Source organism: Stenotrophomonas sp. STEN147, from assembly GCF_056757995.1.
Window position 1 is genome coordinate 65,942 of the sequence record NZ_JBRRCG010000002.1, and the last position, 24,957, is coordinate 90,898.

A 24,957-nucleotide genomic window follows, 5' to 3' on the forward strand; every position below is an offset into this window, starting at 1 on the left:
CTGCGGCCGTTATCCCTTGTGAACGGCAACTCCAGGACACCCCATGAGCCAGAAAATCGACGGCAACCTGCAGGTCCCCCAGGCACTGCGCAGCGTGACGAACCCGGCCAGCAAGCCCGGCGTCAGCAGCGACTCGCCGGCACGCCCGGTGGACGCGGCCGACAGCCTGCGCCTGACCGGCGAGGCCACCAATCTGCAGGCCATCGAACGCGAACTGACCACGGCGCCGGCGATCGACGCCCAGCGTGTGGCCGCCGTGCGCGAATCGCTGCAGAACGGCACCTATACGATCAATCCGGACGCGATCGCTTCGCGCATGCTTGAGCTGGACCAGCAGCTGCACGGATGACCGCGGCGATGAGCGAGCCGTTGCAGCGCCTGGCGCTGGCCCTGGACGTCGAACGCCAGGCCCTGGTCGAGCATGACGTGCACGCATTGATCCGCGCCACCGGCGCCAAGCTGGAGGCGCTGCGTGCGCTGGAAGGCGCACCGCCGGTGGGCGAGGGCGAACAGCTGCAGGAGCTGGCCGAGCGCAATCGTGCCAACGGCGTGCTGCTGTCGCGCAGGCGCCGCGAAGTGAACTGGGCGCTGCGCCAGCTGGGCCGCAGCGAAGAGGCCTCGGCCTACGATGCCAAGGGGCAGGCCCACGCAGTCACCGCTGGCCGTCCTCTGGCGGTGGCCTGACGCAACTTCGCGCGGACCTCCCGGCACGCAGGCTGTCGCCTGCGGCACGACCGCGTATATTGGGCGCCTGTTCGAATGCCCCTGAGCCGCCGTGTCCGCTGCCAACGTCCTGGTTACCGCCCCCCTTCCACCACAGCCGGTGCTGCAGGCGTTGCTTGAACGCCTGCGCGAGGGCCTGCTGCTGTTCACCGAAGACGGTCAGGTCGCCTTGGCCAATCCGGCCGCGCAGAACCTGCTGGCCAGCGACGAAGCCCTGCTGCCGGCGCCACAGCGCCTGCGTCAGCTGCTGCCGCCGGACGCGCTGGAGCACGCCCGCCAGAACGGTCACTGGAACGGCAGCCTGCCGCTGGGCGAGGGCGTGGTGATCGCGCATCTGTACCATCACGGTCCGCCCGGGCAGGGCCACTACCTGGCGCTGTTCCGCCACATCGAGGGCCAGGAAGACTACGAGCGCGAGCTGCAGCAGCGCCATGCCGAACTGCGCCAGGCCTACCTTCGATTGAACGGCACGCAGGAAAAGCTGCTGCAGTCGGAGAAGATGGCGTCCATCGGCCAGCTTGCCGCCGGCGTCGCGCACGAGATCAACAACCCGATCGGCTACGTGCACTCCAATCTCGGCAGCCTGCAGGAGTACCTGCGCAGCCTGTTCACCGTGATCGAGGCCTACGAGCGCGCCCTGCGTGCGCCCGACCCGAAGGCGCTCATCCCGGAGATCGACGACATCCGTGACCGGCTGGACATCGACTTCATCAGCCGCGATCTGCCACAGCTGATGGCCGAATCACGCGAAGGCATCGAGCGGGTGACACGCATCGTGCGCGACCTCAAGGACTTCTCGTACTCCGGCCGCGATGAGTCGTGGAAGCTGGTCGACCTGCACGCCGGCCTCGAGTCCACCATCAACATCATCTGGAACGAGCTCAAGTACAAGGTCACCCTGGTGCGTGAGTTCGGCCAGCTGCCGCTGGTCGAGTGCCTGCCGTCCGAACTCAACCAGGTCTACATGAACCTGCTGCTCAACGCCGGCCATGCCATCGCCGAGCGCGGCACCATCACCGTGCGTACCGGCGTGGAGGGCGACCATGTCTGGGTCGAGTTCGAGGACACCGGTGGCGGCATCTCGCCCGAACTGCGCCAGCGCATCTTCGACCCGTTCTTCACCACCAAGCCGGTGGGCAGCGGGACCGGCCTGGGCCTGTCGATCTCCTACAGCATCATCAACAAGCACCACGGTCGCATCGATCTGGACAGCACCCCCGGCGTCGGCTCGCGCTTCCGCGTGGTGCTGCCGGTGAAGCAGCCGCGCTGAGCCGCCGGGCGGCACAGATGCACGGTAGCGCCGGGCCATGCCCGGCGGCCGCCATCATCGCAACGGCGGGCGATCCTCGCCACCGTCACCTGCGTCCATGGCCACCGGGCCGGCGTTGCTGCGGCGCTGTTCCTCGTAGGTGCGGAAGGCCTGGTGGATGTGTTTGCGCAGCTCGTCGTCGTTCCATGGCTTGGTCAGGAAGCGATAGATCGCGCCGCGGTTGATCGCGTCGGTCACCGTGTTCAGATCGGTGTAGCCGGACAGCACGAGGCGGATGGTGTCCGGGTACAGCATTTTCACCCGACCCAGGAACTCGGTGCCGCTCATGTCGCTCATGCGCTGGTCGGACAGGATCACCTGCACATCGTTGATCGCCAGCAGATCGAAGGCGTCGCGCACGTTGCCGGCGGCGAGGATGCGGTAGCCGTCGCGACGGAACAGCCGCACCAGCGAGCGCAGCACGTTCTCTTCATCGTCCAGCAGCAGCAGGGTGCGGTCCGGGCGGGTCTCGGCGAATGCTTCCGGGCGCAGGTAGCGCCGGCGCAGGGTCATGCCCGCGGCATCGGCCGACATCGGTTCGCCGAACAGATAGCCCTGGAACACATCGCAGTCGTTGCGGCGCAGGAAGCCCAGCTGTGCCTGCGATTCCACACCGTTGGCGATCACCGTCATGCCCAGCTGGTGGCCCATGGCGATGATCGCACGGGCGATGGCGGCCTCGCGGTTGCCGGCGGGTGCGCTTTTGATGAAGCTGCGGTCGATCTTCAGCTTGTCCACCGGATAGCGCACCAGCGCGCTCAGGCTGGAGTCGCCGGTGCCGAAGTTGTCCAGGCTCAGGCTGATGCCTTCGTTGCGCAGGTTGGCCAGGGTCTCGTGCACGAAATTGACGTTGTTGGTCAGTGCGCTTTCATTGATCTCCAGCGTCAGCATCTGCGCCGGCACGCCCGCTGCCTGCAGCAGCGACATCACTTCGGCGAAGAAGTTCGGTCGCAGCAGCTGCAGGGTGGAGACATTGACCGCAATGGTGAAGTCGTCGAAACCCTGGTCGCGCCACAGCCGGGCCTGCTTGAGCGCACCCTCCAGCACCCAGGTGCCGATCTGCACGATGATGCCGAGGCGCTCGGCCGTTCGCATGAAGCGCTCCGGTACCAGCATCCCCAGCGTCGGCGACTGCCAGCGCAGCAGGGCTTCCATGCCCACCACATGGCCATCGCGTGCGCTGACCAGGGGCTGGTAGCGCAGCTTCAGCTCGGCATTGGGGATGGCATCGACGATCTGGCGCGCGATGATGCTCTCGCTGTGCGCGCTGGGTGGTGTGTCCACGGCATGGATGCGCACCGCGTTGCCACCCTCGCGGGCGGCCTGGTACAGCGCATCTTCAGCATGATCGAGCAGGCGCGAGGTGCTGCTGGCATGCTCCGGGCACAGGCTGACGCCCAGCTTGCCGGTCATGAACAGGGTATAGGGCAGCACCGACAGCGGCAGTTCCATCTGCTGGCGGATTTCTTCGGCGAAGTCCTCCGCCAGCGGCAGGTCGGCGTCGCGCGGCACGGCGATCAGGAACTCGTCGCTGCCATGGCGCCACAGCTTGCCGCGCCCGCGCAGGTAGGACTGCAGGCGTTGCGCCACCAGTACCAGCGCCTGGTCACCTACTTCCGCGCTCATGTTCTCGTTGACCGACGCGAAGTGGTCGATGTCCACATGCATCAGCATCAGCGGCGTGCCACCCGAAGCGGCTTCGGCCACCATCGCCTGCAGCTCGGGATTGCCGGCGCCAAGGCGGTCAGGGGCATCGTCGATGCTGACCAGTGGCAGATTGGGATTCCACATAGGCTCAGTAATCCGGTGTTTCGACGGCAGCCGCGCAGGCTGCCTGGTAGGGAAGATGGACATCGACCAGGGTGCCGGCGCCGTGCGCCGACTCGATCCGCACGTGGCCGCCCACGCTCTGCGCACGTTCGCGCATGACGATCAGGCCCAGGCCGCGCGGGCCGTCAGGGTCGAAACCCTCGCCGTCGTCGCGGATCTGCAGGTGCAGCCCGCGCCGGCCGACATCGCGCAGCTGCAGCTGTACCTGGCTGGCGCGGGCGTGGCGCAGTACGTTGGTCAGGCTTTCCTGGGCGATGCGGAAGCAGGCCTGCTCGATGCTGTTGTCGGGCCGATGCGGCAGGGGCTCGATTTCGGCCAGCAGTTCCACCGGTGAGGAGCGGAACAGTACCCGTGCCTGCCAGCTCAATGCTGCCTCCAGGCCCAGCGCATCCAGCTGTGGTGGCCGCAGCAGGGTGGAGATGTCACGCAGCTTGGCCACCGTGGTGTCGGCCAGGCTGACGATCTGTGCCAGATCCTCGCTGCGGCGCTTCGGATCGTCTTCGTCCTGCGCGGCATAGGCGGAGAGCTTGATGGCGGTGATGGCCTGCCCGATGTCATCGTGCAGGTCGCGCGAGATCGCGCGGCGCTCGTCCTCCTGCAGCGAGAACAACCGGCCGGCCATGGCCTGCAGTTCGCGGTTGCTGGTCTCCAGCGCACTGCGGGTGCGCTCTGAGTCGCTCAGGTCACGCACGATCAGCAGCTTGCAGTCGCGGCCGCCATAGCGCACCTCGCCCACGGCCAGGCCGGCGTGGAAGCTGCGGCCATCGGCACGCTGCATCGCCACCACGCTGCTGTGGCCGGGGCCATGCTGGGGCTGGCCGGCCCGGAGCTGCACACGTACCCGCGCCAGATCGCTGTCGGCGACCAGAGCCGCCAGCGGCTCGCCGAGCAGGGCATGGCCGCCATAGCCGAACAGGCTCGCGGCCCAGGCGTTGGCGTACAGCACGTGCTCCTCGAAGAGGATGACCACGCCGTCCGGCAGTACGCGCACCAGTTCGCGGAACTGTTCCTCGCGTTCGCGCAGCAGCCGCCGGGACTGCTCGCGCTCGGTCACGTCCTGCAGCGTGCCGAGCACACGGTCGCGGCCGGCCTCGTCAACGCCGCTGGCCGCGCGCAGGTGCACCATCAATGCGCGGCCATCCATCGACAGCAGCGGCAGCAGCACGTCCACCTGCACCGGTTCGCCGGAACACAGTTCGGCCAGCAGCTGGTCGGCCTGCGCGGCCGTGGCCGGATCGGCCGCCACCAGCAGTTCGTCGAAGCGATGCCAGCGGCGGGCTTCCGGCGGGCGCCGGCCGAGCAGGCGATAGACCTGGCTGGAGTACCGGCCCAGCCCGCTGGAGGGGTCCAGTTCCCAGGCGCCGATCTTCGCCAGCTCATGCGCTTCCTCCACCCGTGCCAGTGCCTGGTCCCGGCGCAGCTGCGCCAGGTCCTCGGCGGTGCGATCGATGGCAATCAGCAGGCGTGCGTTGTGGCCGTCGTAACCGATTGCGTTCGAGCGCAGCTCCATCTGCCGCAGGCTGCCATCGCGCAGCTGCAGCTGTGCCCGCAGGATGCACAGCTGCTCGGGCGCCTCCCGGATGGCTTCGAGCTTGGTCTGCAGCGCCTGGTCCTGGCCGGGCGGCCAGAGGACGTCGATGGTGCGCTCAAGCAGTTCCTCGCGCTCCCAGCCGAAGGCGCTGCAGGCCGCGGGATTGGCATCGAGAATGGCCAGGCTGTCCAGATCGTAGACCAGGATCGGCCCGGGATTGCCCTCGAACATCTGCCGCAGGCGCAGCTCGGAGGCCTGCAGGCGGGCATGGGTGAGCAGCACGTGCTCGGCCAGCGGCCGCAGCAGCAGGTACAGCAGCCCGGCGCTGGCCAGGGCGAAGAACGACCCTTTCAGGCTCTGCCACAGCGAGGCCTGGTACGGATCGGGTACCAGCAGCTGCACGGCGCTGTCGGTGGCGATCATCCAGGCCAGGGCCATCGCCAGGTAACTCAGCACGATCCGCCGACGATCGCGGCCCAGCGATTGGGCCATCCGCGGGTCGGGAACAGGGGCGGTGCCGGTCGGTTCTGCGGGCATGGACAGGGCAGCAGGTAGGGGCGCCGGCCATCTTACCGCGCAGGTGCCCCGTAGCCACTCAATTATCCGCCGCAGGCGCCGTTAACCACTGCGTGCCCCGCTGTCGGGCGTTTCATCCGGAGCAAGATCGCGTGGACCAAGGGATCATCGCCAGCCTGCTGCAGCATCCGCTCGCGTCGGCGCTGGTCATCGTCGACCGCACTGGCCGTCCGCTGGCGGCCAATCCGGCGGCGCGCGAGCATGGCCTGCCGGCGACGGTCGCGGCCTACGCGCCCATGCTGGAGGACCTGCGTCTGCTGGCGGCCGACGGTGGCATTGTTGCGTGCAGCCTGCCGGGAGGGCCGCGCGGGCATTACGACGGCCACCTGCGCGCCGTGCATGACGGCGCCGGCAATCTGCTGGCCTTCACCCTGAGCGTGCCGGAACCGGTGCCGCTGGCGGGTGGCGGACGCTGGGAACTGGCGCTGGACAGCGCTGGCCACAGCCTGTGGGACTGGGATATTCCCAGCGATCGCGTCACCCGCACCCCTGGCCTGGGTGAAGAGACCGCCAGCGGAATGCTGGCGCGCGTGCACGGCGAGGACATCGTCCACGTGCGCGCCGCGCTGGATCAGCACCTGCGTGGAACCAGCGACCAGTACAGCGCACAGTTCCGCTTCCGCCAGCCCGACGGGCAGTGGCGCTGGGTGCTTGATCGTGGCCGCGTGGTCGCGCGCACTGCCGACGGCCAGCCGCTGCGGATGGTCGGCACCCACACCGACATCGAACAGCAGAAGCAGCTGGAGGCGTTGCTGCACGAACAGCAGGTGCACCTGAGCGAGGCGCAGCGCATCGCCAGCATGGGCAGCTGGTCGTTCGATCCAGGCACGGGCTCCTTCTGGTGGTCGCCCGAACTGCGTTCGCTGCTCGCACTTGAGCCCGGCAACGTGCCAGGCCAGCGACGCTGGCTCAAGCAGCTGCATCCGCGTTCACGCGGAGCGCTGCGGGCAGCCTGGCGCCGCTTGTGGCGCGATGGCCGCTCCGCCAGCCTCGAGCTGGAGCTGGCCCGCGGCAGCGGCGAACCATCGCTGCATCTGCGGCTGTGGATGCAGCCGCTGCTGGACGGCGAGGGCCAGCCCAAGCGGCTGCTGGGCCAGGTGCAGAACATCACCGAACAGCACCAGACCGATGCGCTGATCCGCTGGCGTACCGAACTGCTCAACCGCGTTTCGGCGCTGGGCCGCATCGGCGGGTGCGAGATCGAGGTGCAGACCCGGCACATGCAATGGACCGAAGAGTGCTATCGCATCCACGGACTGCGCAAGGAGCCGATCACCCTGGACCAGGCGTTGGCGCTGTACACCGAGGACTCGCGCAGTGCGTTCGAGGCGGCGCTGGGCCGGATTGCCGGTGGCGGGCTGCCCGAGCAGCTGGATCTCTGCTTCTATCGTCAATCCGGCCTGCGCGTATGGGTGCAGGTGCTGATCGAGCTGGATCGGCGCGATGGCCTGCCGCCACGCTTCGTGGTGCTTTTCCGTGACATCACGCGTGAGCGCGAGGCCAACGAGCGCATCGAGCTGCTGGCCCATTACGACCTGCTGACCGGCCTGCCGAACCGGGTGCTGCTGGGCGAGCAGACGGCCGAAGCAATCGAGGAAGCGCGTGATCGCGGCACCTCACTGGCGATGCTGTTCATCGACCTGGATGGCTTCAAGACCATCAACGACAGCTTCGGCCATGCCACCGGTGATGCGCTGCTGAAGGCGGCGGCCACCCGGCTGCACCAGAACCTGCGCAACAACGATCTGTTCGGCCGCTTCAGCGGTGACGAATTCATCGTGGTGCTGCGCGACCTGGCCGAACCGGAAGACGCTGGCCACGTGGCGCGCAAGCTGATCGGCTCGCTGGCCGAGCCGCTGCGCCGCGGCGATACCACGCTGAAGGTGGGGGCCAGCGTGGGCATCGCCATGCTGGGCGATACCCAGACCGATTTCGATTCACTGCTGCGCGCCGCCGATGCCGCGATGTATGCGGCCAAGGAAGCCGGTCGCAACACATACCAGTACTACAGCCAGGACGCACTGGCCCGCATCCAGCGCCGGCTTGAGCTGGAGCATGCACTCCATGGCGCGATCGAGCGCGAGGAGTTCAGCCTGGCCTATCAGCCGCTGCTGCACGCCCACCTTGGCGAGCCGCCGGCCATCGAAGCACTGCTGCGCTGGCATCGACCCGGCATCGGCTACTGCAGCCCGGCCGAGTTCATTCCCATCGCCGAGAAGTGCGGTGAAATCGTGCGCATCGGCGACTGGGTACTGAACGAAGCCTGCCGTCAGGCCACTGCGTGGGACAGAGCCGGTCTTCACTTCGACCGCATCGCGGTGAACGTCTCGGCCGTGCAGCTGCGTGATCGCGGATTCGCCGAGCGGGTGATCGAGATCTGCCATGCCCATGGCTGGCCGCCACAGCGCCTGGAACTGGAGCTGACCGAGTCGGCGCTGATCCGTGACACCGACATCCTGCGTCATTGCTTCGACGTGCTGGAACGGCATGGTGTGCCGCTGGCGGTGGACGATTTCGGAACAGGATTCTCCAACCTCAACTACCTCAACCGGTTCCCGGTGGGCCGCCTGAAGATCGACCGCAGCTTCGTGCAGGGCATGCTGCACGACTCGGGTACAGCCGAGGTGACCCAGGCCATCGTGCACCTGGGCCACGCGCTGGGCATGAAGGTCGTGGCCGAAGGCGTGGAAACGCACCAGGAAGAAGACATGCTGCGCCGCCAGGGCTGCGACGAGATTCAGGGCTACCTGTACTCGCGGCCGCTGAGCCCGCGCGACCTGGCGCAGTGGCTGCGCCAGCAGCATCAGTCACCGTCGCGCACGGACGCCGGCAACGAAGCACTGCTGGTGCGTTGACGATTTGTGACCGCGTACCCGCGGTCTCCAGGCCTGTCCGGTTGAGATGAACCTGCGGCGCACATGAGCCGAGCCTGGGCTCGGCGGCGCTTTCTGGTCGGGGCGATGGATATCCCTGCGCCTCAGCCAAGCATGGGCCTGGTTCCACCGTAGAGCCGAGCCGACGCTCGGCTCTTTCATGTTCGGGCCGCGATAGACCCGGCAGACGCCCGGCACTACTTCAGGGCATCTCCATCCAACCCCAGGTCCCAAGCCATGCCCAGCAGTTCGCTGGTGGTACCGGGCGAGGGCGGGCGCGCATCGGCGAGCTGCTGCAGCTCGCGGATCTCCTCATGCGCGACCTCTTCCAGCTGCTGCAGCTGTTCGCGCACGCTCGCGTTGCGCGGGCGTTCGATGTCGGTGAGGGAGGAGAGCGGGGCGCTGATCAGGGCCATGGGGCGCGTACAGGGTGCATTCGGCGGTGGATCACAGGCAAAGGCCCCGGTCGAGCCGGGGCCTTGCAGACTGCCGGAGAGGGCAGCGGGCACGCGTGTCAGAACAGTTCGACGGTACCGGCGCCCATGTTCTGCTGGGCGACCGGCTTGTGCGGCGGGCGCTCCCATTCGTTGCGCAGTTCGCGCAGACGGTTGCCGGTGCGCTGCAGCGCGCTGGCGATCTCTTCGTCGAACACGCCGCCATTGCGGTGCAGGAGTTCCTGCAGGGCCACCGCTTCGCGGTTGATCGCGGTCAGGCGGTCGAGGTGGGTATGCACGCCACCCAGCGCCTGCGTGGCGATATCTTCGAACTGCAGCGCGCGCACGGCCTCGGCGACGCTGCCGTCGATGGCACGCGCGCACTCGGACACCTCGCGCATGCCTTCGCCCAGCGAAGCATTGATCTGCGCCACGTTGTCCAGCATGGCTGCTGCTTCCTGGCGTGCTTCGCGGGAGCGGTCCATGTCGCGCGATGCCATGTGCGAGACCGTCTCGCGGACCTTGGCGATGGCGTCCTTGGAGCTGTGCGCCAGCTTGCGGATCTGTTCGTTGAAGGTGGTCGAGCGCTCGGACAGGTTGCGCACTTCGTCGGCGACCACCGCGAAGCCGCGGCCGGCCTCGCCGGCACGGGCCGCTTCGATGGCGGCATTCAGCGCCAGCAGGTTGGTCTGGTCGGCAATCGACTTGACGTCTTCCAGCAGCGCGAAGATGCCGTCCAGGTGCTGTGCCATCTGGTCGATGTGCTGCACGGTGGTCGAACTCTGGCCGCTGACCTGTTCCAGCGCTTCCACCAGCTGCTCCATGCGATGGCTGGCATGCTGGGCGAACCGCGCAACGTCGAGGCCCGCACTGCCTTCATCGCCGGCACGGTCGACGATGCGCGACAGCGCCTGGCTCTGCTGGCGCGACTTGCGGTTCATTGCATCGAAGCTGCCGCCCAGGCTCGATACCGCCTGGCGGATCAGGTCGCGGGCGCGTTCCACTTCACCGCGCGAACCGTCGATTTCGTTGCCGACGAAGCTGCGCAGCTCGGTCAGCAGCTGGTCCTGTTCACGCAGGACGCGGGCCTGTTCCGGTGAGCGGTGCGCCTGGGCGCGCGCGGTCCACCACGCAAAGCCCAGCCAGCTCAGCGTCATCGTGGTCAGGATCGCCCAGCGCAGGGCGGCCGGCCATTCGAAACCGATGGCGAAGGGGAGCAGCAGGGTCAGGGCCAGGGGGGCGGCCAGACGGATGAAAATGCGTGAGTACATGGACGTTCTCGGGAGGTGCACGGAGGATGTATCGGCCGTGCGCCCTTTCTCTTTAACGTCGATGCGCTTTCTGAATGCGCCGGATTTCCGGCGCCTCACGCCCGCCGGGCATGGCCCGGCGCTACCCTGGGAGCGCCCCGACGGTCAGGCCATGCGGTAGCGCCGGGCCATGCCCGGCGGATGCAACGGTCAGGCCAGCAGGCGGTCCACGGCCTCGACCATCGCCTTGCGGCCAAAGAGGAAGTCCCAGTAGCTGCCGCCCACCTGCCGCCACAGCACCGCGGCGCGGACGGCGGCCAGCAGCAGGGCACGGATCTCGGAGACCACACCGGCCTGGCCCAGGTAGTGCGGGTTGCCCTGCACCATCACCCGCGGCTTGAGATGGCTGATGGTGTCCGCATAGACGCCGCCGAGGCTGGCCAGCACATCCGGGTGACCGCTGTCGCCCAGTTCGGCGGCCTTGCGCTGCGCCTGCTCGATGCCCGAGGCCACCTTGTTGACGGTCGCGCCGTCCTGCACGAAACGGCGCTCCAGCTGCAGCACCGACAACGCCAGCTTGGGCAGGATCGGATCCTGGCCCTGGTTGCGGAAGTAGTTGTGCAGCAGGCGCAGGCCCGACTTCAGCGCGTGGCGGTCGCCGAACACCTCCTGCGGAGAGGACGCGTCGACGCGGAACACGCTGTCCACCGCGGTACGTACAGCGGCGGCGTCGGAATGGCCGGTATCGGCGATGCGGCGCACCTGCTGCAGGGCCTGGGCAATGCCGGCCAGGGCCAGGACGCGGTCGTCGACAGTGAAACTCATGCAGCGATTACCTCAAAAGGAGAAGGGGTGGTGCGCAGGCGCTGTTCCAGCGGCGCATCGGTGGCGGCGATCACCGCACCGCCCAGGCAGATCTCGCCGTCATACAGCACCAGCGACTGGCCGGGCGTGACAGCCCGCTGCGGGCGGGCAAAGGTGACCAGCACGCTGCCATCGTCCAGCACATCGACCGTACACGGCTCGTCGGGCTGGCGGTAGCGGGTCTGGGCGGTGCATTCGAAACGCCGGGCCGGTGGTGCGCCGGCGATCCAGTGCGCGGTTTCCGAACGCAGGCGCTCGGACAGCATCCACGGGCTGTCGCGGTCCTGGTCGACATACAGCACGTTGCTGGCCACGTCCTTGCCGACCACGTACCACGGCGCGGCCGGGCGGCCACGCACGCCGCCGATGTTCAGGCCCTCGCGCTGGCCGAGCGTGAAATAGAACACGCCCGGATGCTCGGCAATCACGCTGCCGTCGGCCGGGTCGAGGATCTGTCCCGGCCGGGCCGGCAGGTAGCGGCCGAGGAACTCGCGGAAGTCGCGCTCGCCGATGAAGCAGATGCCGGTGGAGTCCTTCTTGGCATGGGTCGGCAGGCTGACGTCTCGGGCGATCCGGCGCAGGTCGCTCTTTTCCAGGTCGCCGATCGGGAACAGGGTGGCGGCCAGCTGCGCCTGCCCCAGCTGGTGCAGGAAGTAGCTCTGGTCCTTGGAGCGGTCGGCGCCGCGCAGCAGCAGCCACTGGTGGCCGCGCTGGGTCACCCGCGCGTAATGGCCGGTGGCGATGCGCTCGGCGCCCAGTTCACGCGCCGCATCCAGGAAGTGCTTGAACTTCACCTCGCGGTTGCACAGCACGTCCGGATTGGGGGTGCGGCCGGCGGCGTACTCGGCCAGGAAATGCTCGAACACGCCTTGCCAGTACTCGCTGGAGAAGTCGCGGAAATGGAAGGGAATGCCCAGCAGACCGCAGACCGCCACCGCATCGCGGCGATCATCCTCAGCGCGGCAGTCGCCGCTGCCGTCGTCGGCCCAGTTCTGCATGAACAGGCCGGCCACGGCCTCGCCCTGCTGCACCAGCCGCCAGGCGGCGACCGACGAATCGACGCCACCGGAAACGCCCACCATCACGCGCGGGGTGCTCATGCGACCTCCCGGACCAGCGTAAGCGGGTGGCGCTGGCCACCCAGATAGTCCGCCACGACCTGCCATACCAGCGGGCTGCGCTGGCGCTGCCCGGCGGCCTGCAGCTCGGCCGGGGTCATCCACAGCGCGCGGTCGATGCCGGTGTCGAGCGGCTGCGCCGGATCATGCGAGACCGGGCGCGCCGCGTAGCAGAAGCGAAGGAACGTCGTACCGTCGCCCGCCGTCCATTGGTAACAGCCGATGAAGTCGGTCAGCTGAACCGTCCAGCCGGTCTCCTCGCGGGTCTCGCGCAGCGCCGCCTCGGCCAGGCTCTCGCCGGGTTCGAGGTGCCCGGCAGGCTGGTTGAGCACGGCGCGGCCATCGATGGTCTCCTCGACCAGCAGCACGCGACCGCCGTCGACCACGATGGTGGCGACGGTGGCGTGCGGTGCCCAGCGCGGGTCCGGCGTGGCGTTCACCTCAGAGATCGTCCTTCTTGGTCAGTTCCAGTTCCATCGCGTCGGCGGTGCGGATCGCGGCATCGATGGCGTCGCTGAGCTGGTCGGCGGTGGCATCGGCGTCGATCTTCACCACGAACATCGCGGTCGCCTCCTGTTTCACCCAGCCGCCCATCTTGGCGTCCTGCGAGTCCTCCAGCAGGCGGTTGGCGACCGCGACCGGGAACTGCTTGGTCTTGGACGTGTAGCCCGGCGACCAGATCTCACGGATGTTGTGGCTGCCGAAGTCTTCCACCGCCGAGCGCACGTACACCATCTGGGTGCGGTCGCCCTCGACGTCGAACACCAGCCGGTAGTCGCCATCCTCGTCGACCTCGTAGTTGTAGCCCAGCTTGTCCAGCTGGCGACCGACGGCAGCGTCGGCATCGGCTGCGCTCGCCGGACCGGCACAGGCCAGGGCGATCAACAGGGCAGGCAGAAGGGTCCTTTTCATGAAAATCCTGTGAAACCGGGGTGGGAAGGACAATTGTGACGGCGGCCGTCCGTGCCGTCCATTCCGGGAGGGCCGACGCGGGCGCGCGGCAACCTCTATAATGACCGGATGCCCCGCGAGTCTTCCCCCGATTCCCACCACGAGCACGGCATCGCCGTGGAGCCCGCGCGCCCGGAAGTGGCGCCGCCGCCGTTCTACCAGGTCATGCTGCTCAACGACGACTACACCCCGATGGATTTCGTGGTGGACGTGCTGCAGCAGTTCTTCAACATGGACCTGGACAAGGCGACGCAGGTGATGCTGCATGTCCATACCCGCGGTCGCGGCGTCTGTGGCGTATTCACCCGCGAAGTGGCCGAGACCAAGGTCGGCCAGGTCAACGAGTATTCACGGATGAACCAGCATCCGCTGCTGTGCACGATGGAAAAGGCCTGACCGGCTTTTGGTGCGGGCCTAACTGCGCCTGGCGCGGCGTGCCCACCAAGGTGGGCACCTACCAGGGCGGAAGCCTGTAGAGCCGAGCCCGCGCTCGGCTGCTGTTCGCCCAGGCATCCAGATTTCAGCCAGAAGCAGCCGAGCGCAGGCTCGGCTCTACAGCTGGGTCACGCTTCCGCGAGTGCCTCCAGCGCCATCCGCGCCACCGTCTCATCGACGTCGGCGGTATCGCCATCATTGCGGAACCATACGGCCGACAGCCCGGCGCTGGCAGCGATCCAGCGCAGCAGGCGCGTGCGATCCAGCTCCGCCAGGGCGCAGACCTGGGTCACCCGGGCCGCAAAGCGCTCCGGCCGGGTGGCCACGTGGATGCCGGGACCGCACAGGTCGGGATTGCTGAACAGCGTGGTGTAGTCGAACGCGCGATCACCGAGCAGCCGTTTCGGGTCGATCGCCAGCCAGCCGCGCGTGCCGAAGTCGAGCACGTTGTCGTGGTGCAGGTCACCGTGCAGCGGCCGGACCTCCTGTTCGGCCGCCAGCAGCGCATCCGCCAGCGATCTGCACTGTTCCAGCAGTGGCGGCAGCGGGCCCCTTGGCTGCAGCAGGTCGGCGAACCATGTAGGCAGGCAGACCAGCTCCGCTGGCGGTGCGCTCCGTGGCCGGTGCAGCCGCTGCAGGACCTGGCACAGGATCGTGGTACAGGTGCTGTCATCGCCGCCGATCGAGCGCTCCCGCAGCGATTGGCCGTCGGCGCGCTCGATCAGGATGGCCGGCCCCTCGTGCGCCAGCAGGCGCGCGGCACCGTCGCCGTCCCACCAGCGCAGCAGGCGATGGCTGTTCTGTTCTTCGCTTTCACTGCTGATCTTCAGCATTGCCGGCATGTCGTCGGCGGTCAGTACCGGCCAGAGCCGGGCGTGCGGGGTACGGATGGCGGGACCATCACGTCGCAATCGCCAGCGGCTCAGGTAGGGTTCGCTAATGGTGAGTGGGCTTCCGGGAGTGAATGAAGATCAAGCAATCCGCACTGCTAACGCCATCTGAACGCAGCAATCCGCTAGGGTGATGGAAATCGCGTAGTCAGGCCGCATATTGTCCCCATCTGCCGCCGGAGTAATCCATGTTCAGCAAAGACCTCGAACACACCATCGGCCAGTGCTACAAGCGCGCCCGTGAGGCCCGGCATGAGTTCATGACGGTCGAACACCTGCTGCTGGCACTGCTCGACAACCCGTCCGCCCAGGCCGTACTGAAGGCCTGTGGTGCCGATGCCGACCGCCTGCGCCAGGAGCTGGAGCAGGCCATCGAGGCCTCCGTGTCCCGCCTGGCGGAAGACGATGGCCGCGACACCCAGCCGACGCTGGGCTTCCAGCGCGTACTGCAGCGGGCCGTGTACCACGTGCAGTCCTCGGGCAAGAAGGAGGTCACCGGCGCCAATGTGCTGGTCGCCATCTTCGGCGAGAAGGACTCCCATGCCGTCTACTACCTCAACCAGCAGGACGTGACCCGCCTGGACGTGGTCAATTACCTGTCCCATGGCATTGCCAAGCTGGGCGAGGAGGGCGAACAGCCTTCCTCCGAAGGCGAGAGCCGGGCCGAGGGCGGGGAGGGCGAGCCGAAGGGGGATGCCCTGACCGAGTTCGCCAGCAACCTCAACGAGCAGGCCCGGGCCGGACGCATCGACCCGCTGGTCGGGCGTGCCGACGAGATCGAGCGGACCATCCAGGTCCTGTGCCGTCGTCGCAAGAACAACCCGCTCTACGTGGGCGAGGCCGGCGTCGGCAAGACCGCGATCGCCGAAGGCCTGGCCCGGCGTATCGTCGAGGGCTCGGTGCCGGAGGTGCTGGCCGATGCCGTCATCTATTCGCTCGACCTGGGCGCACTGGTGGCTGGCACCAAGTACCGTGGCGACTTCGAGAAGCGCCTGAAGAGCGTGCTGACGGCCCTGAAGAAGGTGACCAACGCCGTGCTGTTCATCGACGAGATCCACACCATCATCGGTGCCGGTTCGGCGTCGGGCGGCACCATGGATGCGTCCAACCTGATCAAGCCGGCGCTGGCGTCGGGCGAGCTGCGCTGCATCGGCTCGACCACGTTCCAGGAGTACCGCGGCATCTTCGAGAAGGATCGCGCCCTGGCGCGCCGCTTCCAGAAGATCGACATCGTCGAGCCGACCGTGGGTGAGACCTACGAGATCCTGCAGGGCCTGAAGGGCAAGTACGAAGCCCACCACGGCGTGACGTACTCCGACGAGGCGCTGCAGGCCGCGGTGGACCTGTCGGTCAAGCATATCGGTGACCGCCTGCTGCCGGACAAGGCCATCGACGTGATCGACGAGGCAGGTGCGCGCCAGCGGCTGCTGCCGGAGGACCAGCGCAAGGAACTGATCGACGTGGAGGAAGTGGAGGCCATCATTGCCAAGATGGCGCGCATCCCGACCAAGCAGGTCAGCGCCACCGACAAGGATGTGCTGCAGCACCTGGAGCGCAACCTGAAGATGGTGATCTTCGGCCAGGACCCGGCCATCGAGACCCTGTCGTCGGCGATCAAGCTGGCGCGCTCGGGCCTGGGCAATCCGGAAAAGCCGATCGGCAACTTCCTGTTCGCCGGCCCGACCGGTGTCGGCAAGACCGAAGTGACCAAGCAGCTGGCCCTTCAGCTGGGCATCGAGCTGGTCCGCTTCGACATGTCCGAGTACATGGAGCCGCATTCGATCAGCCGTCTGATCGGTGCGCCCCCGGGATACGTCGGCTTCGATCAGGGTGGCCTGCTGACCGAGAAGATCGTCAAGACGCCGCATTGCGTGCTGCTGCTGGACGAAATCGAGAAGGCGCACCCGGACATCTTCAACATCCTGCTGCAGGTCATGGACCGTGGCGTGCTGACCGACACCAACGGACGTGAAGCGAACTTCAAGAACGTGGTGCTGGTGATGACCACCAATGCCGGCGCGGCCCAGGCCTCGCGGCGTTCGATCGGCTTCACCAAGCAGGACCACGCCACCGACGCGATGGAGACCATCCGCCGCAGCTTCACGCCGGAATTCCGCAACCGCCTCGATGCGGTGGTGCAGTTCCAGGCGCTGGGCTTCGAGCACATCCTGCGTGTGGTGGACAAGTTCCTGATCGAGCTGGAGATGCTGCTGCAGGAGAAGCATGTCAGCCTGTCGGCCACGCCGACCGCGCGCGACTGGCTGGCTCACCATGGCTTCGACCCGCTGATGGGCGCCCGTCCGATGGCCCGCGTGATCCAGGACAAGATCAAGCGTCCGCTGGCCGACGAGCTGTTGTTCGGCAAGCTGGTCAACGGCGGCAAGGTCAGCATCGATGTCCGCGACGACGAGCTGGTGGTCGAGACCCAGGCCGAGCCGGAGCGGCTGCTGCCGGCCACGGTGGAGTGAGCTGACGCCACGGGCTGTGGCGGGAAGGACTGGAAAGGGCAAGGGCGGCTTCGGCCGCCCTTGTCGATTACGGGGGGTGTTCAGGGTGCAGGTGGGATCTGCCACGCCCCTGTGGCGCGCAGTTCGCACAGAGCGTCGGATGGAACGACCTCGACCTTCCAGTCGAGGCGATCGGCCGATGCTGCCTGCAAGACGAAGGAGGCCAGGCGGGCGCGCGAGCAGTCTGTCCATAGCCAGTTGACAATGAGCCGGGTACGCCCGGCCGCGTCCAGCTGGAACAGTTGAGCGTTGGCGGCAGGATTTCCTGTGTCCGGAGCCTGTCCGGCAGGAGGATTGGCCAGGTCGATCGTCCAGGCCAGGACGGTGCCATCGGCCGCATTCCGTGCGTGGCTGGCCAGCATGGCGTCGAGGATGGGCGCGACGGATGAGGTGGTCGCGTCTGCCGTCGCGTCGTCCAGGCGACGCCGACAGCGTTCCGGCGTGGCTTCCAGTACCACATATCGACCATGGAAATGGGCGAGCCAATCGTCTGCTGCGTGCAGGTGGTCTGCCGCCGGCAACGACAGTGTCCAGCGCCGCCGCCCGTCCGTACCGGTCACGAAGCTGGCGCCGCGCTCGCTCCAGCGTTGCTCCAGGGTCTCCGGTGCAACTGTGGTGGAGACCACCAGCAAGGTGTCGCAGCGGTCGCGCCGCTCCAGCAGGGTCATGCTTTTGATCGGTCCGGCGAAGGCTGCGTCCTTGCCGCTTGTCCAGCTTCGCAGCGGGTTGGTGTCCGGGTTCTGCTCGGAGAACGACCGGTAGTGCAGCTCGTCCAGGCTGTCGACCGGTGCGATTGCGGCGGTTGCCGCGAGCATTGCCGGCAGCTCCGCAAGTGTGCCTGCAGGTGGTGTGGGGGCGGCGGCCAGGGAGGCGGCAAGGCCCAGGATGAGGAGGGCAGGCGGCGTGGGCATGTTGATCACACATCAATGCCGCATGGAGCGGCGGGCGTGCCATGCTGCGGGCGGGGCACGGGGCGGGCCATGCAATGAGTTGCAAACGTGCGCCACCGATGTCAGTCGGAATTTCCAGCGCCCACGACAAAGCGCCAGCAGCAAGGCCGGCCCTGTCTGAGTCAGGAGAAGCATGTCGGCCTGCCGGCCACGGTGGAGTGAGCTGACGCCACGGGCTGTGGCGTGAAGGACTGGAAAGGGCAAGGGCGGCTTCGGCCGCCCTTGTGCTGTCGGGTGTCAGCGGCTGCGACGGCGCGCTTCGCGCGTGAACCGCTCGGCATCGATCGGCTCGATGCGCGCCACCTCGCAGGAGCCGCGACCGGTGTCCAGCTTGCTTCGGCCCTCGCTGCACAGCGTGTCAGCCTCCTTGCCGTCGGTCGTGAAGCCGAGGCGGGTGGCCCGCACGGCGGAAGGGCAGCTGTTGCGGAAATGCACGACATAGTGCGCTTCGCCGGAGCGGAGCAGGATGTTCCTGTCGGCACTGGCGCGAACGATCTGCTGTTCGCCGGACAGCGGCACGCACTGCGCCGCCGGGGTATCGGCCGCATGGGCGGGCGAGGCCAGCAGGGCGATGGCGGACAAGGACAAGGGGACGAGCAGGGAAGTCAGCTTCATGGCGGGGCAGGGGTGGCGATCCGGAGTGGATCGGATCCCAGAATGCTGCCGCTGTCGCAACTGCGAATCTGCCGCAAGCAGGGCTGACTGACGCCATGGTGAGATCGGTCACGATGACCTCCGGCAGGGCCGGAGAGCAGGCATGACAAAAGGCCAGCAACCCAGGCTGGCCTTGTCGAAGTGGCGCGACGCGCCGACCGCTTACTTCATGCGGTAGGTGATGCGACCCTTGGTCAGGTCGTACGGGGTCATTTCAACCTTGACCCGGTCACCGGTGAGGATGCGGATGTAGTTCTTGCGCATGCGGCCGGAGATGTGGGCGATGATCTCGTGCCCATTTTCCAGACGAACGCGGAAAGTGGTGTTCGGCAGCGTCTCGCTGACGGTGCCCTCGAACTCGATGGAATCGTCTTTCGACATGTAGTCCTGTGCGGTTCAGAAAACGGCCACGCTGGGCCTAAGGCGCAGTATTTTACGCGGGACGCGGCCAGCTTGCAAAGTTTATGTTAACCCCCGGCCAGGACGCGGGCCGGCAGGCGGCCCATGTGCCGGGTCCACGGGCCTTCACGCCCCGGGCGGCGCACGGCCTGGCGCACATGGTCCAGAAACGCGGCGCGTGGCAGGTGCACCGCACCCATCCGCAGCAGATGCGGATTCTCCACCTGTGCATCGATCAGTTCCCAGCCCCAGCCATGCAGGGTGGCCGCCAGCGCGGCCAGCGCGATCTTGGAGCCGCCGCTGGCGCCGCTGAACATGCTTTCGCCGAAGAACATCGTGCCGATGGCCACGCCATAGATGCCACCGACCAGGGTCTGCCGGTCCCAGACCTCGACGGAATGGGCGAACCCGAGGTCGTGCAGCCGGCTGTAGGCCTCGACCATTGCCGCGCTGATCCAGGTGCCGTCCTGTCCGGGGCGCGGCGCGGCAGCGCAGGCGCGCATCACCTGGCTGAAGGCGGTGTCGGCCTTCACCTCCCAGTGGCTGCCGCGCAGCTGGCGGCGGAAGCGGCTGGACAGGTGTACGCCGGAGGTGCGGAACACCATGCGGGGGTCCGGTGACCACCACAGGATCGGCTCGCCGTCGCTGAACCACGGGAAGATGCCGCCGGCATAGGCATTCAACAGGCGTGCCGGATGCAGGTCGCCGCCTACGGCCAGCAGGCCGTCAGGACTGCGCAGCGCGGTTTCAGCGGGCGGGAAGGGGGCGTCCGGCGCATCGTCCAGGCGCCAGGGCAATTGACGGGTCATGCCGGGAGTGTAGCGATGCCGGCGCATCCATTCTGCGGTGGCGCTATTCCTGCGTGCGGAACGGGCTGTGTTGCTGCAGCGTCTGCTCATAGCGCCGCACGTCCCTGCGCTCCTGCCGGCACCAGTCCTGCAGAGCTTCTGCGAAATCCGCATCGGCCACCCAGTGCCGGCTGCGCACCCGCGTCGGCAGGAAGCCGCGCGCCAGCTTGTGTTCGCCCTGTGCGCCGGGCTCGAAGCGGGTCAGGCCTTCGCGCAGGCAGTACTCGATGCCCTGGTAGTAGCAGGCCTCGAAGTGCAGGCCAGGCAGGGTAGCGCCACCCCAGTAGCGGCCATACAGCGTGTCGCCCCCACGCAGGCACAGGGCGCCGGCAATCGGTTCGCCGTCCTGTTCGGCCAGGAACATCACCAGGCCGCGCCCGAGGCTGCTGGCCAGGTGGCGCAGGAAGGGCTCGGTGAGCGCCGGTGCATTGCCGTACTCGACGAAGGTCTGCAGGTAGAAGCGGTACATCGCCTGCAGGTCGGCACGGCTGGCCTCATCGCCGTGCACGACGCGGAAGCCGATGCCCTGGCGGGTGACCCGGGCGCGCTCCTGGCGGATGTTCTTGCGGTGCTTGTGATCCATGGCGCCGAGGAACTGATCGAACGTCGTCCAGTCACCCGGGTTCTGCCACTGGAACTGGATGTCCTCGCGCAGCAGCCAGTCATCGCCGAACAGCGCTTCGTCCGCCGCAGTGTGGAAGTTGATGTGCGCCGAGGACACGTCCAGCGCGGGCAGCGCCTCGCGCAGGGCCGACAGCACGCCCGCGCGGGCTGCATCGTCCCGGGCCAGCAGCCGCGGCCCGGTGACCGGCGAGTACGGCACGGCGCCGAGCCATTTCGGGTAGTAGTCGCGGCCATGCCGGGCATAGGCATTGGCCCAGGCGTGGTCGAACACGAATTCGCCGTGGGAGTTGGTCTTCAGGTAGCCGGGAATCGCCGCGACCAGGACATCGCCCTCCCACAGGGTGAAATGCCATGCCTGCCAGCCCCAGTCGCCGCGCAGGCAACCGTGGGCTTCGAGTCCGGCCAGGAAGGCGTAGCTGACGAAGGGATTGCGGCCATCATGCAGCGCGTCCCAGTCGGTGGCGGTAACGGACTGCAGCGAGTCGAGGAAACGGGGGGAGGGCATGGGCCAAGGATAGGTCAGAAGAAAACAGAAAGGCCGGCGCTTCCGCGCCGGCCCCCAGGGTCAGTCATGGCGTGAAGCAATCCTCAGCCGGCCTTGCCCTGTGCATCCAGGTAGCGCTCGGCATCCAGTGCGGCCATGCAGCCGAAGCCGGCGGAGGTGATGGCCTGCCGATAGTGCTGGTCGGCCACGTCGCCCGCGGCGAACACGCCTTCCACCGAAGTCTGGGTGGCGTTGCCGCCCAGGCCCGAGCGGATTTCCAGGTAGCCGTTGTTCATCGCCAGCTGGCCGTCGAACAGGGTGGTGTTCGGGTGATGACCGATGGCCACGAAGAAGCCGTGCGCGTCGATGTCGCGGGTGCTGCCGTCCAGGGTGGACTTCACGCGCACACCGGTCACGCCGGCATCGTTGCCCAGCACTTCCTCGACCTGGTGGTGCCAGACGGTTTCGATCTTGCCGGCTGCGACCTTGGCGAACAGCTTGTCCTGCATGATCTTTTCCGCCTTGAGGGTGTCGCGGCGGTGGACCAGGTAGACCTTGCGGGCGATGTTGGACAGGTACAGGGCCTCTTCCACCGCAGTGTTGCCACCACCGACCACGACCACGTCCTGGTCACGGTAGAAGAACCCGTCGCAGGTGGCGCAGGCGGACACGCCGCGGCCCTTGAAGGCCTCTTCGGTCGGGATGCCCAGGTACTTGGCGGTGGCGCCGGTGGCGATGATCAGCGCGTCACAGGTGTATTCGTGACTGTCGCCGATCAGCCGGAACGGGCGCTGGGACAGGTCGGCGGTGTGGATGTGGTCGAAGATGACTTCGGTCTCGAAGCGCTCGGCGTGGGCCTGCATGCGCGCCATCAGGTCCGGGCCCATCAGGCCATGGGCGTCACCCGGCCAGTTGTCGACCTCGGTCGTGGTCATCAGCTGACCGCCCTGCTGCAGGCCGGTGATGACGACCGGCTTCAGGTTGGCGCGGGCGGCGTAGACCGCAGCGGTCCAGCCGGCCGGACCGGAACCGAGGATGACAAGCCGTTGGTGGCGGGAGGGCAGGCTGGTGCTCATGTAAACTCGCGAAAAGGTAAGTGGGACAAGGCGCTGGCGATGTTTGCGCAGCATCCATGGCAGGTCATAGAGTGGCGGCTGGGGCAGGGCGATTCAAGCCGATGAACAGAACGCCGTCACCCATCGACGGTTTCCGGCCCCGGAGGGCGTCTCGCAGCGTCGCATAACTGAAAACTGACGCCGTCTCATTTATTATCAATCACTAACAGCGCATTCCAAAGGTATGGTCTAAGGTGGCGAAGCAGGTCCCCGAACGCTCCAAGTCCGACGACAGCAAGGCCTCACGTCGCACGGCCGCAGCGGCAGCGACGACCGACAACCCCCGCCGCCAGCGCCTCTGGCGCGACCTGGGCCTGATCGCGATCGCGCCGGCCCTGCTGTACCTGGCGGCAAGTCTGTTCACCTACTCGGCGTCGGACCCCGGCTGGTCGCACACCGGCAGCGTGGTCGCGCCGGTGCACAACATGGGCGGCCGCGCCGGTGCCTGGATCGCCGACGTGCTGCTGCAGCTGTTCGGCTACATCGCGTTCCTGCTGCCGGTGGTGCTCGGCGCGCTGGCCTGGATCGCCATGTTCGGCCTCAAGCGGGAAAGCAAGGGCGAGAACGACCTCGATCCGGCCCTGCGCCTGGTCGGTCTGGTCGGCTTCCTGATCGCCGGCACCGGCTTCCTGCATGTGCGCCTGTTCAATGGTGACGTCTCCAGTGCGGGCGGCATCCTTGGCAAGCTGGTGGGCAACTCGCTGACCGTCGGGTTCGGAGCGCTGGGCGCGAACCTGTTCGTGCTGGTGCTGCTGCTGGCCTCGATCACCCTGGCCACCGGCCTGTCGTGGTTCACGGTGATGGAGAAGATCGGCCGTGGGGTGATGTCGCTGGCGCCGCTGCTGGAGCGCAAGAAGGAACAGGCGACCGAGTGGAAGCAGACCCGTGCCCTGCGCGAGGAGCGCCAGGAAGTCCGCAAGGCGGACGCCGAGGTGCGCGCCAAGCGCGAGCCGGTGAAGATCGAACCGCGCCCGGAACCGGTGATCGAGAAGAGCGACCGGGCCAAGCGTGACAACCAGATACCGATGTTCCGCGGCGTCAACGGCGATGGTTCGGACCTGCCGCCGCTGGCCCTGCTCGATGACCCCAAGCCACAGCCCAAGGGTTATGACGAGGAGACGCTGGAGACCCTGTCGCGGCAGATCGAGTTCAAGCTGAAGGATTTCCGCATCGACGCGCAGGTGGTTGGCGCCTATCCGGGCCCTGTCATCACCCGCTTCGAGATCGAGCCGGCGCCGGGCATCAAGGTCAGCCAGATCAGCTCGCTGGACAAGGACATCGCCCGCGGCCTGTCGGTCAAGTCGGTGCGCGTGGTCGATGTGATTCCCGGCAAGTCGGTGATCGGCCTGGAGATTCCCAACGTCACCCGCGAGATGATCTTCCTGTCCGAGCTGCTGCGCTCGAAGGAGTACGACAAGGCCTCCAGCGTGCTGACCCTGGCGCTGGGCAAGGACATCGCCGGCCGCCCGACCGTGGCCGACCTGGCGCGCATGCCCCACCTGCTGGTGGCCGGTACCACCGGCTCGGGCAAGTCCGTGGCCGTCAATGCGATGGTGCTGAGCCTGCTGTACAAGGGCTCGCCGAAAGATCTGCGGATGCTGATGATCGACCCGAAGATGCTCGAACTGAGCGTCTACCAGGGCATCCCGCATCTGCTCGCGCCGGTGGTCACCGACATGAAGGAGGCCGCCAACGGCCTGCGCTGGTGCGTGGCGGAGATGGAGCGCCGCTACAAGCTGATGAGCGCGGTGGGCGTGCGCAACCTGGCCGGCTTCAACAAGAAGGTGAAGGACGCCGAGGACGCCGGCCAGCCGCTGATGGACCCGTTGTTCAAACCGAACCCGGAACTGGGCGAAGCGCCGCGCCCGCTGGAGACGCTGCCGTTCATCGTCATCTTCATCGACGAATTCGCCGACATGATGATGATCGTCGGCAAGAAGGTCGAAGAACTGATCGCACGTCTGGCACAGAAGGCGCGTGCCGCCGGCATCCATCTGATCCTGGCCACCCAGCGTCCGTCGGTGGATGTGATCACCGGCCTGATCAAGGCCAACATTCCCACCCGCATCGCGTTCCAGGTGAGCTCGAAGATCGACTCGCGCACCATTCTCGACCAGTCCGGCGCGGAGACGCTGCTGGGCCACGGCGACATGCTGTACCTGCCGCCGGGCACCGCCATGCCCGAGCGTGTGCACGGCGCGTTCGTCTCCGATGATGAAGTGCATCGCGTGGTCGAGCATCTCAAGGCGATGGGTCCGGCCGATTACATCGAGGGCGTGCTGGACGAGGTTCAGACCCTGGGGGACGGCGTGGTGGTGGGTGCCACCGGCCTGCCGGAAACCAGTGCCGGCGGCGACGAGTCGGATCCGCTGTATGACGAGGCGCTGAGGGTGGTCACGGAGACCCGCCGCGCGTCGATTTCCGGCGTGCAGCGCCGGCTGAAGATCGGCTACAACCGTGCGGCGCGACTGATCGAGGCCATGGAAGCGGCCGGCGTTGTCAGTGCGCCCGAGCACAACGGCGACCGGACGGTGCTGGCACCGCCGCCGCCGAAGTAACGCCCGACGTACCCCCACGACGTCCAAGGATCCG

22 protein-coding genes are annotated in these 24,957 nt (G+C 67.4%); 7 read left to right on the forward strand and 15 right to left on the reverse strand.

Features of this window, described 5'->3' with window-relative positions; all coding sequences use genetic code 11:
- Positions 1–43 precede the first annotated feature (43 nt).
- The 3 genes from flgM to ACVOKU_RS03185 all read left to right on the forward strand — a co-directional run bounded on the left by flgM (position 44) and on the right by ACVOKU_RS03185 (position 1,993).
- Entirely contained in the window at positions 44–349 is a 306-nt protein-coding gene (gene flgM / locus ACVOKU_RS03175) for a flagellar biosynthesis anti-sigma factor FlgM (RefSeq protein ID WP_368866194.1), read from the forward strand.
- The gene (locus ACVOKU_RS03180) at positions 346–684 is read left to right on the forward strand and encodes a flagella protein (RefSeq protein WP_053517922.1); all 339 of its coding nucleotides are present in this window, start codon (positions 346–348) and stop codon (positions 682–684) included. The genes flgM and ACVOKU_RS03180 overlap by 4 nt, the downstream gene beginning before the upstream one ends.
- 91 nt (positions 685–775) lie before the next feature.
- The gene (locus tag ACVOKU_RS03185; RefSeq protein WP_279942853.1) at positions 776–1,993 is read left to right on the forward strand and encodes an ATP-binding protein; all 1,218 of its coding nucleotides are present in this window, start codon (positions 776–778) and stop codon (positions 1,991–1,993) included.
- A gap of 54 nt (positions 1,994–2,047) precedes the next feature.
- Here the strand turns inward: ACVOKU_RS03185 and ACVOKU_RS03190 are convergent, their stop codons facing one another.
- Complete coding sequence (locus ACVOKU_RS03190; protein ID WP_481559045.1) at positions 2,048–3,823, reverse strand: EAL domain-containing protein; 1,776 nt, start codon at positions 3,821–3,823, stop codon at positions 2,048–2,050.
- A gap of 4 nt (positions 3,824–3,827) precedes the next feature.
- Positions 3,828–5,930: a sensor histidine kinase gene (locus ACVOKU_RS03195; protein WP_053517926.1), complete on the reverse strand. Its 2,103-nt coding sequence runs from the start codon at positions 5,928–5,930 to the stop codon at positions 3,828–3,830.
- 131 nt (positions 5,931–6,061) lie between these two features.
- Between ACVOKU_RS03195 and ACVOKU_RS03200 the strand changes: the two genes are divergently transcribed.
- Positions 6,062–8,824, forward strand: coding sequence for a bifunctional diguanylate cyclase/phosphodiesterase (locus tag ACVOKU_RS03200; protein WP_481559046.1), 2,763 nt, complete (start codon positions 6,062–6,064; stop codon positions 8,822–8,824).
- A 215-nt stretch (positions 8,825–9,039) separates the two neighbouring features.
- On the opposite strand, the gene ACVOKU_RS03205 is transcribed toward ACVOKU_RS03200, so the two are convergent.
- The 6 genes from ACVOKU_RS03205 to ACVOKU_RS03230 form a co-directional block, all read right to left on the reverse strand.
- A complete protein-coding gene (locus tag ACVOKU_RS03205; RefSeq protein ID WP_481559047.1) occupies positions 9,040–9,258 on the reverse strand; it encodes a hypothetical protein in 219 nt (72 codons plus the stop codon).
- 98 nt (positions 9,259–9,356) lie between these two features.
- The gene (locus ACVOKU_RS03210) at positions 9,357–10,547 is read right to left on the reverse strand and encodes a methyl-accepting chemotaxis protein (protein ID WP_053517932.1); all 1,191 of its coding nucleotides are present in this window, start codon (positions 10,545–10,547) and stop codon (positions 9,357–9,359) included.
- Between the two features lie 189 nt (positions 10,548–10,736).
- Positions 10,737–11,351, reverse strand: a complete 615-nt coding sequence (gene hflD, locus ACVOKU_RS03215; protein ID WP_263178200.1) for a high frequency lysogenization protein HflD — start codon at positions 11,349–11,351, stop codon at positions 10,737–10,739.
- The gene (mnmA, locus tag ACVOKU_RS03220; RefSeq protein WP_065175703.1) at positions 11,348–12,490 is read right to left on the reverse strand and encodes a tRNA 2-thiouridine(34) synthase MnmA; all 1,143 of its coding nucleotides are present in this window, start codon (positions 12,488–12,490) and stop codon (positions 11,348–11,350) included. Before mnmA ends, hflD begins: the two co-directional genes overlap by 4 nt.
- Positions 12,487–12,948 (reverse strand): NUDIX hydrolase, encoded by a 462-nt coding sequence (locus tag ACVOKU_RS03225; RefSeq protein ID WP_481559048.1) that lies wholly within the window; start codon positions 12,946–12,948, stop codon positions 12,487–12,489. The genes mnmA and ACVOKU_RS03225 overlap by 4 nt, the downstream gene beginning before the upstream one ends.
- 1 nt (position 12,949) lies before the next feature.
- On the reverse strand, positions 12,950–13,420 hold the full coding sequence (locus ACVOKU_RS03230; RefSeq protein ID WP_111186999.1) for a hypothetical protein: 471 nt from the start codon (positions 13,418–13,420) through the stop codon (positions 12,950–12,952).
- Between the two features lie 108 nt (positions 13,421–13,528).
- Between ACVOKU_RS03230 and clpS the strand changes: the two genes are divergently transcribed.
- Complete coding sequence (clpS, locus tag ACVOKU_RS03235; protein WP_053517940.1) at positions 13,529–13,855, forward strand: ATP-dependent Clp protease adapter ClpS; 327 nt, start codon at positions 13,529–13,531, stop codon at positions 13,853–13,855.
- Positions 13,856–14,022: 167 nt separating this feature from the next.
- On the opposite strand, the gene ACVOKU_RS03240 is transcribed toward clpS, so the two are convergent.
- A complete protein-coding gene (locus ACVOKU_RS03240; protein WP_481559274.1) occupies positions 14,023–14,835 on the reverse strand; it encodes an APH(6) family putative aminoglycoside O-phosphotransferase in 813 nt (270 codons plus the stop codon).
- Positions 14,836–14,972: 137 nt separating this feature from the next.
- Between ACVOKU_RS03240 and clpA the strand changes: the two genes are divergently transcribed.
- A complete protein-coding gene (gene clpA / locus ACVOKU_RS03245) occupies positions 14,973–17,252 on the forward strand; it encodes an ATP-dependent Clp protease ATP-binding subunit ClpA (RefSeq protein ID WP_481559049.1) in 2,280 nt (759 codons plus the stop codon).
- Positions 17,253–17,332: 80 nt separating this feature from the next.
- Here clpA and ACVOKU_RS03250 read toward each other — a convergent pair whose 3' ends face one another.
- From ACVOKU_RS03250 to trxB, 6 genes are all read right to left on the reverse strand, one after another.
- A complete protein-coding gene (locus ACVOKU_RS03250; RefSeq protein ID WP_481559050.1) occupies positions 17,333–18,211 on the reverse strand; it encodes a hypothetical protein in 879 nt (292 codons plus the stop codon).
- 267 nt (positions 18,212–18,478) lie between these two features.
- A complete protein-coding gene (locus tag ACVOKU_RS03255; protein WP_481559051.1) occupies positions 18,479–18,856 on the reverse strand; it encodes a hypothetical protein in 378 nt (125 codons plus the stop codon).
- A gap of 201 nt (positions 18,857–19,057) precedes the next feature.
- Positions 19,058–19,276, reverse strand: a complete 219-nt coding sequence (gene infA, locus ACVOKU_RS03260; protein WP_005409596.1) for a translation initiation factor IF-1 — start codon at positions 19,274–19,276, stop codon at positions 19,058–19,060.
- 86 nt (positions 19,277–19,362) lie between these two features.
- Positions 19,363–20,103: a leucyl/phenylalanyl-tRNA--protein transferase gene (aat, locus tag ACVOKU_RS03265; RefSeq protein ID WP_481559052.1), complete on the reverse strand. Its 741-nt coding sequence runs from the start codon at positions 20,101–20,103 to the stop codon at positions 19,363–19,365.
- 43 nt (positions 20,104–20,146) lie between these two features.
- On the reverse strand, positions 20,147–21,271 hold the full coding sequence (locus tag ACVOKU_RS03270) for a GNAT family N-acetyltransferase (RefSeq protein ID WP_481559053.1): 1,125 nt from the start codon (positions 21,269–21,271) through the stop codon (positions 20,147–20,149).
- Positions 21,272–21,354: 83 nt separating this feature from the next.
- On the reverse strand, positions 21,355–22,326 hold the full coding sequence (gene trxB / locus ACVOKU_RS03275) for a thioredoxin-disulfide reductase (protein WP_053517948.1): 972 nt from the start codon (positions 22,324–22,326) through the stop codon (positions 21,355–21,357).
- Positions 22,327–22,559: 233 nt separating this feature from the next.
- Between trxB and ACVOKU_RS03280 the strand changes: the two genes are divergently transcribed.
- Entirely contained in the window at positions 22,560–24,923 is a 2,364-nt protein-coding gene (locus ACVOKU_RS03280; protein WP_053517949.1) for a DNA translocase FtsK, read from the forward strand.
- The last annotated feature ends 34 nt before the right edge of the window (positions 24,924–24,957 follow it).